The following is a 15491-nucleotide window of genomic DNA, read 5'->3' as shown; positions in this document are numbered from 1 at the left end:
CGTTACTCCGCCCGAACCGGCACACGCGGCGCGACCGCGCACATCAGCTCGTAGCCGATCGTGCCGCAGGCCTGCGCGACGTCGTCGATCGGCAGCGCGGTACCCCACAGTTCCACGCGCGAGCCGACGTTGGCGGTCGGCACCGGGGTCAGGTCGACGGTCAGCATGTCCATCGACACACGTCCAACGATTCGCGTGCGCACGCCATCGACGATCACCGGCGTGCCTTCGGGCGCGACGCGCGGATAGCCATCCGCGTAACCGCAGGCGACCACGCCGATGCGCATCGGCCCGCGCGCGGTGAACGTCGACCCATAGCCGACCGAACTGCCTTCGCGGAGCGTTTGCACGGCGATCAGTTCCGACGCGAGCGTCATCGCGGGCTGCAGGCCGGTGCCGTCGATCGCGGCCGTCACGCCGGACGGCGACGCGCCGTACAGGATGATGCCGGGACGCACCCAGTCGAAATGCGCTTCCGGATGCCACAGCGTCGCGGCCGAATTCGACAGGCTGCGCGCACCGGCGATGCCCTGCGCGCCGCGCTCGAACGCATCCATCTGATGAGCAATGCCGCGCTCGCCATCGGCATCGGAAAAATGCGTCATCAACGTGATCTGGCCGACCCCTGGGCAGGCGCGCGCGCGCTCCCATGCGGCACGGAATTTTTCGACCGTATAGCCGAGCCGGTTCATGCCGGTGTTCATCTTCAACTGGATATTGACCGGTTTCGACAGGCGCGCCATTTCGAGCATGCGCAGCTGCTCGTCGGAATGCAGCGCCGTGGTCAAGCTGTAGCGGTCGATTACGTCGATGTCGGTCGGCCGAAAAAAGCCTTCCAGCAGAAGAATTGGGCCTGCCCAGCCCAATTCACGCAACTTCACCGCTTCTTCGAGGTCCAGCAACCCAAAGCCGTCCGTCGCGCGCAATCCGGGAAACACGCGCGCGAGGCCATGCCCGTAGGCATTAGCCTTGACGACGGCCCAGATTTTCGATTTCGGCGCATAGCGCCGCGCGACAGCGAGGTTATTGGCGAGAGCAGCGGTATGAATCGTGGCGGAAAGGGGGCGCGGCATGGGATTTTTTCGAAAAGACACTTGCGAATCAGCGGCTTACAAGGCGTTTTCAGCGCTCTGCGGCCCGCTGGGCGGTGCGATCAAGGATTCTGCTAGTCTGAATCCATCTATTTTCATGATATAAAGCCGTGCGCACAACCCATTTCGATCGGCATAAGCCCGGACGCATAACAAACGGCCGGGGCGGACGGACCGCAGCGAGGACAGCATCGCATCAGATGAAAAAAGGCTTTTACACCATCATGGCCGCGCAGTTTTTTTCGTCGCTGGCCGACAATGCGCTTCTGATCGCCGCTATCGCACTGCTGAAAGACCTTCATGCTCCGAACTGGATGACGCCGCTGCTCAAGCTGTTTTTTGTGCTGTCGTACGTCGTCCTTGCCGCCTTCGTCGGCGCATTCGCCGACTCCCGTCCGAAAGGACGCGTGATGTTCATCACCAATACGATCAAGGTGGTCGGCTGCATCACGATGCTGGTCGGCGCGCATCCGCTGATTGCGTACGGCATCGTCGGCTTCGGCGCGGCGGCCTACTCGCCTGCCAAATACGGCATTCTCACCGAACTGTTGCCGCCTGACCGGCTGGTCGCCGCGAACGGCTGGATCGAAGGCACCACGGTCGGCTCGATCATTCTCGGCACGGTCCTCGGCGGCGCGCTGATCAGCCCGCACATCGCCGCGCCGATTCTCAAATGGCACGTCCCCACCGTGAACACGCCTGCGGAAGCCGCGATGCTGGTGATCATGGGCATTTACGTGGTCGCCGCGCTATTCAATCTGCGCATTCCCGACACCGGCGCGCGCTATCCGCGCCAGGAACACGGTCCGATCCGTCTGATCACCGATTTCGCCGACTGCTTTCTCGTGCTGTGGCGTGACAAGCTCGGACAGATTTCGCTCGCCGTGACGACGCTGTTCTGGGGCGCGGGCGCGACGCTGCAATTCATCGTGCTGAAATGGGCCGAGGTGTCGTTGGGCATGTCGCTGTCAGAGGCGGCGATCCTGCAGGCGGTGGTCGCGGTGGGCGTCGCGGGCGGCGCGATTTTTGCGGCTTCGCGTGTGCCGTTGAAGAAGTCGCTGTCGGTCTTGCCGGTCGGCATCATGATGGGTATCTCCGTGATGCTGATGGCGTTCTACACGCGCGATCTGTTTCCCCCGCACTGGGGCATTTATTTCGGCCGCATGCACGTGTCGGGCTATCTGATCTTCGCGTATATCTTCCTGATGTTCGTGGGCGGCCTGTCGGGCTTTTTCGTCGTGCCGATGAATGCGCTGCTGCAGCATCGGGGGCACGTGCTGCTGTCGGCGGGCCATTCGATCGCCGTGCAGAACTTCAACGAGAATCTGTCCGTGCTCGTGATGCTGTGCCTGTACGCGGTGCTCGTGTGGCTCGACGTGCCGGTTACCGTCGTGATCGTGCTGTTCGGCACCTTCGTGTGCGTGATGATGTGGCTCGTGATGCGACGCCACCAGGCGAACCAGCGCGCGTTCGATTCGGTCGCGCTGATCGGCGAAGCCAAGCACTGATCAACCGCGCCGGGCCGGCCGCGACACGCACGAGCGCGCCCTTCTTCTTCCTCGCTCGACCATGACTCAAACGATTCCCAATGTGCTGACGATCGCCGGTTCCGATTCCGGCGGCGGCGCCGGCATCCAGGCCGATCTGAAGGCCTTCTCCGCGCTCGGCGCCTATGGCGCGAGCGTGATCACCGCGCTGACCGCGCAGAACACGCGCGGCGTGACCGCGATCCACGCGCCGGACCCAGGGTTCATCACCGCGCAGCTCGACGCGGTGTTCGACGACATCCGCATCGACGCGGTGAAGATCGGCATGCTCGCGAACGCGCCGATCGCGCGCGCGGTCGCCGACGCGCTGCGCCGTCACCGGCCCAAACACATCGTGCTCGACACGGTGATGATCTCGAAGAGCAATCACGCGCTATTGCTGCCCGATGCGGTCGCGGTGGTACGCGACGAACTGCTGCCGCTCGCCGATCTGCTGACGCCGAATTTGCCGGAAGCGGCCGCGTTGCTCGGCACGCAGCCCGCCACCGGCGAAGCCGGCATGGTCGAGCAAGGCGAAGCGCTGCGTGGGCTCGGCGCGCGCGCGGTGCTGATGAAGGGCGGCCATCTGAGCGCGACCGATAGCCCCGACTGGCTCGTGCAGGAAAGCGGCACGTTGCGTCTCGGCGGTCCGCGCGTGCCGGTGAAGAACACGCATGGAACTGGCTGCACGTTGTCGTCAGCGATCACGGCGTTGATTCCGCAGCGCGACGATCTCGCTAGCGCCGTGGCCGATGCGAAGGTTTATCTAACCGGTGCGCTGCAGGCGAGCGAGCGGCTCGCCGTCGGCCACGGCGTGGGGCCGGTGCATCACTTTCATCGCTGGTGGTGAGCGACGCTATTGCTTCGCGTAACGCCGCGCGTGTTCGGGCCAGTCGTCGGGCACGATAAAGCCGCGCGAGCGCTCGAGCAGACGTCCCGTGTTGTCTTCGATGAATCCGGCAACCATCGTCGGGCCGTATTGCGGTGAGATTCGAGCGGCGAGCGCGGTTGCGTCGACATAGCTCGAGTCGTCCGCGCCGGCTTGCATTCGATACTGCGGCGCGAGCCATTCGAGCCGCGGCAACAGCCGCCACTTGTGCGTGTGCGCGCACTCGAAAGCCGGCCAGTCGCGATGCGTAACCCACCAGCCGCGGCCATGCGCGGGATCGAGTTCGGCAGGATCGGCGGGCGTGGTGCCATGCCGGTAAAACAGCCAGCCTTTGACGAACATCTGCGGCGTCCACGCGCCCGTATAGCCCGTCGATGCAAATTCGTCGCGTGCGCTGAGCGGCAACTGATGATCGAGAAGATGCGCGAGCTTCAGATCGAAGCGGTCCTTCAGATTGGGGCCGACATAATCGGCGAGACTCGCCGCCTCTGCCCCATTCGGATCGCCCGCATGCAGATAGCACTTCACTGCGAGTTCCCAATGCAGTCGCGCGCCCTCGCGTGTGCGCACGAGGAAATCGCATTCACCGAGCGTGCGGCCCGCGTGCCGTAGCGGCACACCCGCTGCGATAAGTTGCGTGCCCGGCCCATGACGAAGGAAAAAGCCCAGCAGGCGTTCGGCGTAGCGGCCAAGACGAGTGATGCGCGTTGCCGCGAGATCCTGATGCAGAGGTTCTGGAGTGGCATCGAGCGCGTGCAGCCAGTCGAGCGTGGCCTGTAATTCCTGCGGTGTGTCGAATGGATCGGCGAGCGCGCCCGCGGGAGGCTGAGGGCGCAACAGATCGGGACTCAGCAGCAGCCAGGCGAGATCGCGGACGGCGGGATCGCGCAGCGCATCGACTGAAGCATCGTCACGCAAACCCAGCAACGTATCGAGAAGCGCCGCGCGGCTGACAGACGCGGCGGGCACGCGCGCCGCCGGTCCCTCGGGGATCGTCACTTTGATTCGTTCGACGGCGCGCCGCCGTTCGCGAGCCACGTGGCGCGCGCAAGGCACAGGTCCGTCCATGCCTTGGCCTTGTCGGGCAGGCTACGCAGCAGATAGGCCGGATGATAGGTGACGATCACCGGTACACCCTCGTACGCATGCACGCGGCCGCGCAGCGACGAAATGCTCGCCTCGGTCTTCAGCAGACTTTGCGCGGCGAACCGGCCGAGCGCGACGATCAGCTTCGGCTTCACGAGCGACACCTGGCGCTGCAGATAAGGTTCGCAACGCGCGACCTCATCTGGCTGCGGATTGCGGTTGCCAGGCGGCCGGCACTTGATCACGTTCGCGATATAGACGTTGGTGCCGCGCGCGAGCGCGAGCGAATGCAGCATGTTGTCGAGGAGCTTGCCGGCCTGGCCGACGAACGGTTCGCCTTGACGGTCTTCGTTCTCGCCGGGCGCTTCACCGATCAGCATCCAGTCGGCCTCGCGATCGCCGACGCCGAACACCGTGTTCGTGCGCTTTTCGCACAGCCGGCAGGCCTCGCATCCGGCGACGCGCTCGGCGAGCGCCTCCCAATCGAGCGTGTGGATAGCCGGCAGAGCGGGCGCGTCGCGGCGTGCTTCGGCGGGTGCGGGGGCCGATGCGGTTGGATCGTCGAACCACGCGAAGTCGTCGTCGGGTGGGGCGTCGAAAGTCGGCGGGACTGAAAAGTCGGGTTGCGGTTGCAATGGCTCGCGGCGTGCGGCGGTTTCGTCGAAGCGCGGTGCGGATTCACGCGTCGCTTGCTGCGGCTGCGCGTCGGCGGATGCGCGCAGCGGTTCGCGCGCGATCTGCGGCGCCGGTTCCGCGCGACGCTCGTCGTTTGCGTGTTCCCGCAGCGACTGCGACGCATCACCCTGCCCGGCCTCCGCCTCCCGCGCGGTGAGTCCGCGACGCACCCACAACGGCGCGAGTCCAAATTCTTCGAGCACCGATTCATGCAGCGCCATCCTCGCCCTCCGTGCCGAACGACAGACGCATCACGATCGCGTCCTCCCGGGCGCGATGCCGCGCCGGATAATAATTTTTGCGCCGGCCGATCGATGCGAAGCCAAAGCGCTCGTATAAACGGATCGCCCGATGATTCGACGGCCGCACTTCGAGCAGCAGCCCCTCGAGCTTCTCCGCGTGCGTGATGCGCACCGCCTCGCGCAGGAGCGCGAGGCCCGCGCCGGCGCCTTGCGCTTGCGGTGCGACGCAAAGATTCAGCAGATGCATTTCATCGACGACCGGCATCAGCACGCAATAGCCGATCAAAGTGCCCGTCACGTGACGCAGACAGACGCCGAAATAGCCGTTGCGCAGCGAGTCGCCGAAGTTGCCGCGACTCCACGGAAACTCATACGCTAGCTTCTCGATCGCGGCGACTTCGTCCAGGTCGCTTTCGGTCATCGGCGACATGTAGCGGTCCGTGAGCAACACGCCGCTCATGGGCGCGCCTCGTCGTGGGACGGCTGGCCAGCCGCGCCGTTGGGCGCACTCTGTGCGGACTGCCCGGCGCTATGAGCCGCTTTGGCTGATTTCGCCGCTTTGTCGGCCATGCGCTCGGCGGTCGTCTGCGCGACCTTGTCGCGGACGTACTCGGGCGCGGCCTGATCGGCTGGTACCGTGCGACCCGCATGAAACGCGCGCAGCGCCGCGTACGCGAGCGGCAACGCATGCGGCAACGCCTCGCCATCGACGCTTCGCGCGGCCGCGACCGCCGGCAACCGCTCGCCGAACGCGGCGGCCGCGTTGCCGGCGAGTGTGAAGGGTACGTCGGGCAACACGATCCGCTCGGGCGCATCGAGCGACGCCGTCTGAACGGCGCGCCATTCGTGTTGCGCGTCGTCCCACGCATAGTCGGCCCAGTAGATTTCGTCCATGCGCGCGTCGAGCGCGGCGAGCACGCGCGTCGTCGACGGATCGCGCAGGCGGGCGCTCTCCGCGCACGCGAGCAGCGTGCCGATCGGTACGACCGGCAGGTTCAGGCCGAACGCGAGGCCTTGGGCGACACCGGTCGCCGTACGCAGTCCGGTGAACGAACCCGGACCCGAGCCGAACGCGATCGCGTCGCAGTCCGCCAACGTGAGGCCGGCTTCGTCGAACAGTTCGCGGATCGCCGGCAGCAGGCGGGTACTGGACACCGCGCCGGTTTGTTCGTGACGAACCCAGACGCGCGGTTCGGCGTTGGGCTGACCGGCGGCATCGACGGACGCGGACATGAGCGCCGCCGAACAGAATTCGGTCGAAGTATCGATTGCAAGGAGCACTGTTTGAGTCATGGACCGTATTGTAATCGGCGCGGTGCGCGTGAATGGTGGTTTGCGCGACCACGCTGCCCCCTTCGCGGCCGCCCGGTTTGGAATAAGGCCTCGGCCCCGCGGCGGCGGTCAATTGTTATGATTTTCAGCGGATCTCATCTACCCCCGCCACGCGGGCCAAACCGCCATGACCGATATCAACTCCCAGTTCGAACAAGCCCAGCAGGACGTGAAGCAGTTGCCCGAGCGTCCGGGCAATCTGACGCTGCTGCGTCTGTATGCGCTCTTCAAGCAGGCGAGCGAAGGCGACGTGCACGGCGACAAGCCGGGCTTCACCGACATCGTCGGCAAATACAAGTACGAAGCTTGGGCGGCGCTCAAGGGCACCGCGCAGGACGCTGCTAAGCAGCAATACGTCGAACTCGTCGAATCACTGAAGAGCGGCGCCGCGGCCTGAGCCTCCGGCGCGCCAATCTCACTTCCCTACTGCATTCCGCCGCTTTTTTCTGTCGGAATTGCCTGAATGGTGGCGCAGTGCAGCAAAGGTCGCTATAATGCCGCCTGCGCTTCACTGCTTCGCCCGTTTTTTCCAACGGTCCTCGCGGCGCAGCGTCCCATAGCGTTTGCTCCAATCCAGTTTAGAACCTGTCCCCTTCTGCCTAGCCCACTACGGGCTCAAGTCCCAGGCTGGCGACTCGCCATGTTGGCATGTCGCATCCGATACAGCTTCTAACGAAAAACTCGCCTTCATTGTCGCGAGTTGCCCCCGTTTTTCGATTTGCTCGCTGCTTTTTTGCTCGCTGAATCCGACGACTTGGGTATGCCGATTGGCGTTGACGTTTTTCATCCGATGAACCACCCAGGATCGTTTTCAAGGATTCACATGACTTTGAGCAACACCCCCAGCAGCCCGTTGAACGCCATCGCCGACGAAGCACTTGGTCTCGCGCCCGCCGCTCCCGCAGCGGCCGCGCAGGCTGACGCCAAGCCGAGCTTCGCGTCGCTCGGCCTGTCCGCGGAAGTCGTCTCCGCGCTGACCGCCGCTGGCTACGAGCACCCCACCCCGGTGCAGCAGCGCGCTGTGCCGGCTGGTATCGCCGGCCGCGATCTGCTGGTTTCGAGCCCGACCGGTTCGGGCAAGACCGCTGCCTTCATGCTGCCCGCCATCGAGCGTTTCGCGCAGCTGCAAAAGGCCCAGGCGAGCCAGCCGCGCGAACCGCGCCCGGCCGACGGTGGCCGCGGCCGCCGTCCGCAGCCTGTCGCACGTCCGACCATGCTGGTGCTGACGCCGACCCGCGAACTCGCGATGCAGGTCACGACCGCCGCCGCGACCTACGGCAAGCACCTCAAGCGCCTGCGCACCGTCAGCATTCTCGGCGGCGTCGCTTACGGCCAGCAGCTGATGCTGCTCGCGAAGAACCCTGAAATCCTCGTTGCGACGCCGGGCCGTCTGATCGACCACCTCGAGCGCGGCCGCATCGATCTGTCGCAACTGCAGATCCTCGTGCTCGACGAAGCCGACCGCATGCTCGACATGGGCTTCATCGACGACATCGACACGATCGTCGCCGAGACGCCGGCTACGCGTCAGACCATGCTGTTCTCGGCCACGCTCGACGGCAAGATCGGCTCGCTGACCGGCCGTCTGTTGAAGGACCCGGAGCGTATTGAGATCGTCCAGCGCATGGAGCAGCGCACCAACATCGCGCAAACCGTCCACTATGTCGACGACCGCGATCACAAGGACCGTCTGCTCGACCATCTGCTGCGCGACTCCGGCCTCGACCAGGCCATCGTCTTCACGGCAACCAAGATGGACGCCGACCAGCTGGCAGGCCGTCTGGCCGACGCCGGTTTCGAATCGGCCGCCCTGCACGGCGACCTGCCGCAAGGCGCGCGTAACCGCACGATCCGCGCGCTGCGCGAGCGCCGCGTGCGCGTGCTGGTTGCAACCGACGTCGCCGCTCGCGGTATCGACATCCCGGGCATCACGCACGTGTTCAACTACGACCTGCCGAAGTTCGCCGAAGACTACGTGCACCGTATCGGCCGTACCGGCCGCGCGGGCCGCTCGGGTATCGCGGTGAGCCTCGTGCATCACGCCGAACAGGGCGCGTTGAAGCGCATCGAGCGCTTCGTGCGCACGCCGCTGCCGGTCAACGTCGTCGAAGGCTTCGAGCCGCGAAAGGCGCCGCCTTCGGGCAACGGCCGTCCTGGATTCGGTGGCCGCGGTCGTCCGGGCGGTAACGGCCGCCGCTTCGGCAGCGGCTCGGGCAAGCCGGGCGGCTACGGTGGCTCGCGCAACGGCAACGGCAATGGCAACGGCGGCGGCAACAGCTGGGGCAACAAGTCGGCCGGCGGTTCGCGTGACGGCTACGGCTCGCGCGAAAGCCACGGCGGTTCGCGCGACGGCTATGGCTCGCGCGACGGTTACGGTTCGCGTGACGGTTACGGCGCGCGCCGCAACGACGGTCCCCGTTCGGCACGTCGCGGCAGCTAATCGCTAGCCATCAGACCCACGGGCGGCTTCGCGCCGTCCGTGGCAACAGCAGAAACCGGCGCTCAGGCGCCGGTTTTTTTTCGCCTATCGACTGCCCGCCCCAAATTTCACGATATAAAAAAATTTTTTGCGTCGTAAAAAATGATGCTGCAAAGCACAAGAACAGCGATTGCAGCAGGGAAAATATCGTTTCTCATCGCGAAACGTAGGATTTAACCTATTGATTTCATGAAAAAATAAATATTGCAAAAACGCTTCGCTGCGTCTATTGTGCGTCCATCGATTTGCCTAGACTCTTATATAAGACTTCACGAAACAGAACGCCTCTGCTGGCCCTACGCTTCGAGAAGACAGAGTCACCCATCCTCCATAACTGGCATCGAAGGAGCACACCATGACAATGACCCGCGAACAGCAAGTGCAGCAACTCAAGCAACAATGGGAAACGGACCCGCGTTGGAAGGGTGTCAAGCGCACCTACTCGGCCGAGGACGTGGTGCGTCTGCGCGGCTCGGTGCAACCCGAGCACACGCTCGCAAAGCGCGGCGCCGAAAAGCTGTGGGCCGCAGTGAACAGCGAGCCGTTCGTCAACTCGCTCGGCGCGCTTACCGGCAACCAGGCGATGCAGCAAGTGAAGGCCGGTCTGAAGGCAATCTATCTGTCGGGCTGGCAGGTCGCGGGCGATGCCAACGTCGCCGGTGAAATGTACCCGGACCAATCGCTGTATCCGGCCAACTCGGTGCCGCTCGTCGTCAAGCGCATCAACAACACGCTGACGCGCGCCGACCAGATCCAGTGGTCGGAAGGCAAGAACCCGGGCGATGAAGGCTACGTCGATTACTTCGCCCCGATCGTGGCCGACGCGGAAGCCGGTTTCGGCGGCGTGCTGAACGCGTTCGAACTGATGAAGGCGATGATCGAAGCGGGCGCGTCGGGCGTGCACTTCGAAGACCAGCTCGCCTCGGTCAAGAAGTGCGGCCACATGGGCGGCAAGGTGCTCGTGCCGACCCGCGAAGCCGTCGCGAAGCTGACCGCCGCGCGTCTGGCCGCCGACGTGTCGGGCGTGCCGACCGTGCTGCTCGCCCGCACCGACGCGGAAGCCGCCGACCTCGTGACCTCGGACATCGACGACAACGACCGCCCCTTCCTGACCGGTGAGCGCACCGTCGAGGGCTTCTATCGCACGAAGCCGGGCCTCGAACAGGCGATCTCACGTGGCCTCGCGTACGCGCCTTACGCCGACATGATCTGGTGCGAAACCGGCAAGCCGGACCTCGAGTTCGCGAAGAAATTCGCCGACGCGATCCACAAGGAGTACCCGGACCAGCTGCTGTCGTACAACTGCTCGCCGTCGTTCAACTGGAAGAAGAACCTCGACGACGCGACGATCGCGAAGTTCCAGCGCGAGCTCGGCGCAATGGGCTACAAGTTCCAGTTCATCACGCTGGCCGGCTTCCATGCGCTGAACTACTCGATGTTCAACCTCGCGTACGGCTATGCGCGCAACCAGATGACCGCATTCGTCGAAATGCAGCAGGCGGAATTCGCGGCGGCCGAAAAGGGCTTCACCGCGGTCAAGCACCAGCGCGAAGTTGGCACCGGCTACTTCGACGCCGTCACGCAGACGGTCGAGCGCGAAGCATCGACGACCGCGCTGCATGGTTCGACGGAAAACGAGCAGTTCTTCGACAAGAAGGTCGCCTGAGACCAGCCGGTCGGGTCACGCAATCCCGTGGCCTGAACGCAGCAACGATTGGCAAATGTCGAGCGGCACCGTCAGAGAGCCGCCGACACAGGGGGGACCGCGCCGTACCGGATTGGCAGGAGCATTAGCGCGCATGCCAGCGGCCGGGGTCTGAGAGAAGCCAGCACGCGGCAAGCGGGCGGCGAACCTGAACGCGCCGGCTTCGCCGCCGGTGCGTTTTTTTTGAAGGCCGCGGATGCCGGCACGCCGCCGGCGGCGGCGCAAAGCGATTCAGCGATAGACGATCACAGGAATTTTCGTATGCGTGAGCACGCGCTGCGTTTCACTGCCGATCAACAGGCTGCCGAGCCCACGCCGCCCATGCGACGCCATGAAGATCACGTCGCAGCCGCCCTGCTCGGCCGCTTCGATGATGCCGAGATACGGCGCCGGATGCACGCTCGTGCGGCTCTCGACGTGGACGCCGACGCGGTGGGCCGCATGCTCGACTTCGCGCAGATGCACGCGCGCTTCGCGCTCGCTGCGTTGCAGGAACTCGCCGGGTGGTTCGACCGCGACATCGGAGAACGGCGAGTACGGATATTGCGGCAGACATGCGTACGCGGTCACGCGGGCGCCCACGGCCTGCGCGAGATCGATCGCGCCCGCTATCGCCTTGCGTGAAAGATCTGAACCATCGGTCGGAACCAGGATGTGCCGGAACATGATGCCCTCCGTCGCCGGCTGCGCGCAGCACGGCGTCAGCGTCCAACAAAGCCCAGGGTGCAGGCTGCCCGGAACGATTGTAATGCGTATGAATGCGGGTAATTGCGTCCGTCTGGAGATTGGCGCGTCAGTCCCAGTAACCGGGTTCGCCGTACGTATGCTTGAGAAAGTCCAGAAACAGCCGCACCCGCAGCGGCAGATGACGGCGCTGCGGGAACACCGCGTGGATGCCGATCGGCGGCGCGGCGAATTCGTCGAGCACCGTGACGAGGCGTCCCGCCGCGAGGTCCGCGCCGACTTCCCACCAGGAGCGCCACGCCAGTCCGTGTCCAGCGAGACACCATTCGTGCAGCACCGCGCCGTCCGAGCATTCCATCGTGCCGGACACCTTGATCGACACGACCTTGCCGTCGTGCTGGAACATCCAGCCGCGCTGCTGGTTCGCGCTCGCGCCGAGCGCGAGGCAGTTGTGGCGCGCGAGCTCGGCGAGGCTGTGCGGCGCGCCGCGCCGGTTCAGATACGCGGGCGACGCGACGCACACGCGGCGGTTTTCGGCGAGCTTCAGCGACACCAGCGACGAATCGGGCAACTCGCCGAGCCGCACAGCGCAATCGAAGCCCTCGTTGACGAGATCGACGAGACGATCGGACAGATCGAGCGTGATCGACACGTCCGGATGCGCGACAGTGAATGCGGGCACCAGTGGCGCCACGTGCCGGCGCCCGAAGCCGGCCGGCGCCGACAGCCGCAGATGGCCGCTCGCCTTGACGCCGCCCGCCGACACGCTCGCCTCGGCGTTCTGCATGTCGTGAAGGATGCGCTGGCAGTCTTCGAGAAAGGCCGAGCCTTCGAAGGTCAGCGTGATCTTGCGCGTCGTGCGCACCAAGAGCTTGACGCCGAGGCGCTCCTCGAGCGCGTCGATGCGCCGGCCGATGATCGCGGGAGCGACGCCCTCGGCGAGCGCCGCCGCGGACAGGCTGCCTTTGGCCGCGACGATGGCGAAGGTCTCGATCTGCTTGAAACGGTCCATGAACGATGCGCGCCGTGCGAACCAATGAAATCGGCGCAAGAGTGAGGATTGTGTGCGAGATTAGGTATAGGAAAGTAAAAGATCAAGTGATCTTTAGCATATTTTTTACCACCTAAGGTCACCAATACAATCGATCCCGACCTCTGACAGGAGCGCACGGCAATGTCGGCCACAACGACATCCTCACCGCGAGCAGTGATTTTCGACGCCTACGGCACGTTGTTCGACGTGCATTCGGTGATCGCCGCAGCGGAGCAACTATTCCCCGGACACGGCGACGCGCTGTCGCAGCTTTGGCGCCAGAAGCAGATCGAATACACGCAGCTGCGCACGCTCGCCGCGCGCAGCGACGCCCCCGGCGAACACTACCGCCCGTTCTGGGACATCACGCTCGACGCACTGCGCTTCGCCGCGAAAAGACTGCAGCTCACGCTCGGCCGCTCGGCCGAAAAGCGTCTGATGGACGAATACGCGTGCCTGTCGGCGTTTCCCGACGCGGTGCCGGTGCTGCGCGCGTTGCGCGAGCCCGCCGCCGCGCCGCGCGTCGGGCTCAGACTCGGGCTCGCGATTCTGTCCAACGGCAATCCGCAAATGCTCGACATCGCGGTCAAGAGCGCCGGCATGAGCGCCCTCTTCGATCATGTGCTGTCGGTCGATGCGGTGCGCGCGTACAAACCCGCGCCCGCCGCGTATGCGCTCGGCCCCGATGCGTTCGGCGTGGCCGCGCGCGAGATCGTGTTCGTGTCGTCGAACGGCTGGGACGTCGCGGGCGCGACGTGGTTCGGCTTCACGGCGTTCTGGCTGAACCGGCAGAACCTGCCCGTCGAAGAGCTTGGAGTGAGCCCGCATGGCACCGGCGGCGGCATGAACGATCTGCTGGGCTTTCTGCAAACGCTCTCGACGTCGTCGCGCTCGAGCAGCGGCCGTCAAACCAAAACTCATGGCAGTGGCGGCCGCAAGCGCGCCAGCCCGCGCGTATGACGGCCCGCTCGCTGTCGGGAACTGTCTCCCATCTTCAACCTTCGCAGTTTTGCAATCTGACCGACCAAGGAGAAAACATGGCTAATCCGCTGTCGTTGCCGCAGGGCATGGAAATCACCGGCGACATCAAGCCCGGCTTTGAAGCGATCCTCACCCGCGAAGCGCTGGAACTCGTCGCGGCCTTGCACCGTACGTTCGAGCCGCGTCGTCAGCAGTTGCTGCAGACGCGCGTCGAACGTACGAAGCGGCTCGACGCGGGCGAGCGGCCCGACTTCCTCGCCGCCACGAAGAGCGCGCGCGAAGGCGACTGGAAAATCGCTGCCGCTGCCGCAGGATCTGCAGTGCCGGCGCGTCGAGATCACCGGACCTGTCGAGCGCAAGATGATCATCAACGCGCTCAATTCGGGCGCGGACTCCTACATGACCGACTTCGAGGATTCGAATGCGCCGAGCTGGGACAACCAGATCACCGGTCATATCAATCTGAAGGACGCAGTGCGCCGCACGATCTCGCTCGAACAGAACGGCAAGTCGTACCGGCTCAACGACAAGACCGCGACGCTGATCGTGCGTCCGCGCGGCTGGCATCTCGACGAGAAGCACGTGAAGGTCGATGGCAAGCGCGTGTCGGGTGGCATCTTCGATTTCGCGCTGTACATGGTGCACAACGCGAAGGAACTGATCGCGCGCGGCTCGGGCCCGTACTTCTATCTGCCGAAGATGGAGAGCCATCTCGAAGCGCGCCTGTGGAACGACATCTTCGTCGCCGCGCAGGAAGCCGTTGGCGTGCCGCGTGGCACGATTCGCGCGACGGTGCTGATCGAGACGATCGTCGCCGCGTTCGAAATGGACGAAATCCTGTACGAGCTGCGCGAACATAGCTCGGGCCTGAACGCGGGCCGCTGGGACTACATCTTCTCGGCGATCAAGAAGTTCAAGAGCGACCGCGAATTCTGCCTCGCCGATCGCTCGCAAATCACGATGACGTCACCGTTCATGCGCGCGTACGCGCTGCTGTTGCTGAAGACCTGCCATCGTCGCAACGCGCCGGCGATCGGCGGCATGAGCGCGCTGATTCCGATCAAGAACGATGCGGCCGCGAACGACAAGGCGATGGCCGGCGTGCGCTCGGACAAGGCGCGCGACGCCGGCGATGGCTACGACGGCGGCTGGGTCGCGCATCCGGGTCTCGTGCCGGTCGCGATGGAAGAGTTCGTCAAGGTGCTCGGCGACCGGCCGAACCAGATCGACAAGCAGCGCGTCGACGTGCTCGTGACCGCGACCGATCTGCTCGACTTCCGCCCGGAAACGCCGATCACCGAAGCGGGCTTGCGCAACAACATCAACGTCGGCATCCACTACCTCGGTTCGTGGCTCGCGGGCAATGGCTGCGTGCCGATTCACAACCTGATGGAAGACGCGGCCACCGCCGAGATTTCGCGCTCGCAGGTGTGGCAGTGGATCCGCTCGCCGAAGGGCAAGCTCGATGACGGCCGCAAGGTGACGGTCGAACTGGTGCGCGAGCTCGCGAGGCAGGAACTCGACAAGGTCGAACAGACGGTGGGCGGAGATACGAAGCCGTATGAGCGCGCCGCGCAGATCTTCGAGCAGATGTCGACCGCGGAGCAGTTCACCGATTTTCTGACGCTGCCGCTTTACGAAGAGATTTGATGGTGTCGATGAGGCGGGCTCGGCTCGGGCGCCTCGTGCCTGCTCGAGCCAGGCGATCGCATCAGCTTGAATGATGGCGCGCCGCGGACATACGTGGCGCGCTGCTCTATTGGCCGCT

General features: G+C 64.8%; 13 protein-coding genes and 1 pseudogene. 7 read left to right on the top strand and 7 right to left on the bottom strand.

Annotated elements, in window-relative coordinates; genetic code table 11:
* Window positions 1-2: 2 nt before the first annotated feature.
* Window positions 3-1073, bottom strand: a complete 1071-nt coding sequence (gene alr / locus QFZ91_RS21940) for an alanine racemase (RefSeq protein WP_429568404.1) — start codon at window positions 1071-1073, stop codon at window positions 3-5.
* A 218-nt stretch (window positions 1074-1291) separates the two neighbouring features.
* On the opposite strand from alr, the gene lplT reads away from it, so the two are divergent.
* Both lplT and thiD read left to right on the top strand, forming a co-directional pair.
* Window positions 1292-2599: a lysophospholipid transporter LplT gene (gene lplT, locus QFZ91_RS21935; RefSeq protein ID WP_176108269.1), complete on the top strand. Its 1308-nt coding sequence runs from the start codon at window positions 1292-1294 to the stop codon at window positions 2597-2599.
* Window positions 2600-2660: 61 nt separating this feature from the next.
* Entirely contained in the window at window positions 2661-3467 is an 807-nt protein-coding gene (gene thiD, locus QFZ91_RS21930; protein WP_429568403.1) for a bifunctional hydroxymethylpyrimidine kinase/phosphomethylpyrimidine kinase, read from the top strand.
* A 6-nt stretch (window positions 3468-3473) separates the two neighbouring features.
* Here thiD and QFZ91_RS21925 read toward each other — a convergent pair whose 3' ends face one another.
* The 4 genes from QFZ91_RS21925 to tsaB are packed head-to-tail and all read right to left on the bottom strand — an operon-like array spanning window position 3474 to window position 6802.
* Window positions 3474-4505: a DUF1853 family protein gene (locus QFZ91_RS21925; protein ID WP_429568402.1), complete on the bottom strand. Its 1032-nt coding sequence runs from the start codon at window positions 4503-4505 to the stop codon at window positions 3474-3476.
* Window positions 4502-5488 (bottom strand): uracil-DNA glycosylase family protein, encoded by a 987-nt coding sequence (locus QFZ91_RS21920; RefSeq protein ID WP_429568401.1) that lies wholly within the window; start codon window positions 5486-5488, stop codon window positions 4502-4504. The genes QFZ91_RS21925 and QFZ91_RS21920 overlap by 4 nt, the downstream gene beginning before the upstream one ends.
* Entirely contained in the window at window positions 5475-5969 is a 495-nt protein-coding gene (gene rimI / locus QFZ91_RS21915) for a ribosomal protein S18-alanine N-acetyltransferase (protein ID WP_176368941.1), read from the bottom strand. Before rimI ends, QFZ91_RS21920 begins: the two co-directional genes overlap by 14 nt.
* Complete coding sequence (gene tsaB, locus QFZ91_RS21910; protein WP_429568400.1) at window positions 5966-6802, bottom strand: tRNA (adenosine(37)-N6)-threonylcarbamoyltransferase complex dimerization subunit type 1 TsaB; 837 nt, start codon at window positions 6800-6802, stop codon at window positions 5966-5968. The genes rimI and tsaB overlap by 4 nt, the downstream gene beginning before the upstream one ends.
* 166 nt (window positions 6803-6968) lie before the next feature.
* Here tsaB and QFZ91_RS21905 point away from each other — a divergent pair, with 166 nt between their 5' ends.
* The 3 genes from QFZ91_RS21905 to aceA all read left to right on the top strand — a co-directional run bounded on the left by QFZ91_RS21905 (window position 6969) and on the right by aceA (window position 10986).
* On the top strand, window positions 6969-7238 hold the full coding sequence (locus QFZ91_RS21905; protein ID WP_152851132.1) for an acyl-CoA-binding protein: 270 nt from the start codon (window positions 6969-6971) through the stop codon (window positions 7236-7238).
* A 426-nt stretch (window positions 7239-7664) separates the two neighbouring features.
* On the top strand, window positions 7665-9281 hold the full coding sequence (locus QFZ91_RS21900) for a DEAD/DEAH box helicase (protein WP_429568399.1): 1617 nt from the start codon (window positions 7665-7667) through the stop codon (window positions 9279-9281).
* Window positions 9282-9681: 400 nt separating this feature from the next.
* Window positions 9682-10986: an isocitrate lyase gene (gene aceA / locus QFZ91_RS21895; protein WP_026228698.1), complete on the top strand. Its 1305-nt coding sequence runs from the start codon at window positions 9682-9684 to the stop codon at window positions 10984-10986.
* Between the two features lie 270 nt (window positions 10987-11256).
* On the opposite strand, the gene QFZ91_RS21890 is transcribed toward aceA, so the two are convergent.
* A complete protein-coding gene (locus tag QFZ91_RS21890; protein WP_018435495.1) occupies window positions 11257-11691 on the bottom strand; it encodes a universal stress protein in 435 nt (144 codons plus the stop codon).
* A 127-nt stretch (window positions 11692-11818) separates the two neighbouring features.
* Complete coding sequence (locus QFZ91_RS21885) at window positions 11819-12721, bottom strand: LysR family transcriptional regulator (protein ID WP_429568398.1); 903 nt, start codon at window positions 12719-12721, stop codon at window positions 11819-11821.
* A gap of 162 nt (window positions 12722-12883) precedes the next feature.
* On the opposite strand from QFZ91_RS21885, the gene QFZ91_RS21880 reads away from it, so the two are divergent.
* Window positions 12884-13702: a haloacid dehalogenase type II gene (locus tag QFZ91_RS21880; protein WP_429568397.1), complete on the top strand. Its 819-nt coding sequence runs from the start codon at window positions 12884-12886 to the stop codon at window positions 13700-13702.
* 77 nt (window positions 13703-13779) lie between these two features.
* Window positions 13780-15373 (top strand): annotated as a pseudogene (gene aceB / locus QFZ91_RS21875) (malate synthase A).
* The last annotated feature ends 118 nt before the right edge of the window (window positions 15374-15491 follow it).

Origin of the sequence: Paraburkholderia sp. JPY419 (assembly GCF_050435705.1) — a bacterium.
In the GTDB taxonomy this organism is placed as follows: Bacteria; Pseudomonadota; Gammaproteobacteria; order Burkholderiales; family Burkholderiaceae; genus Paraburkholderia; species Paraburkholderia youngii.
This window is presented reverse-complemented; position numbering and strand designations above follow the sequence as displayed.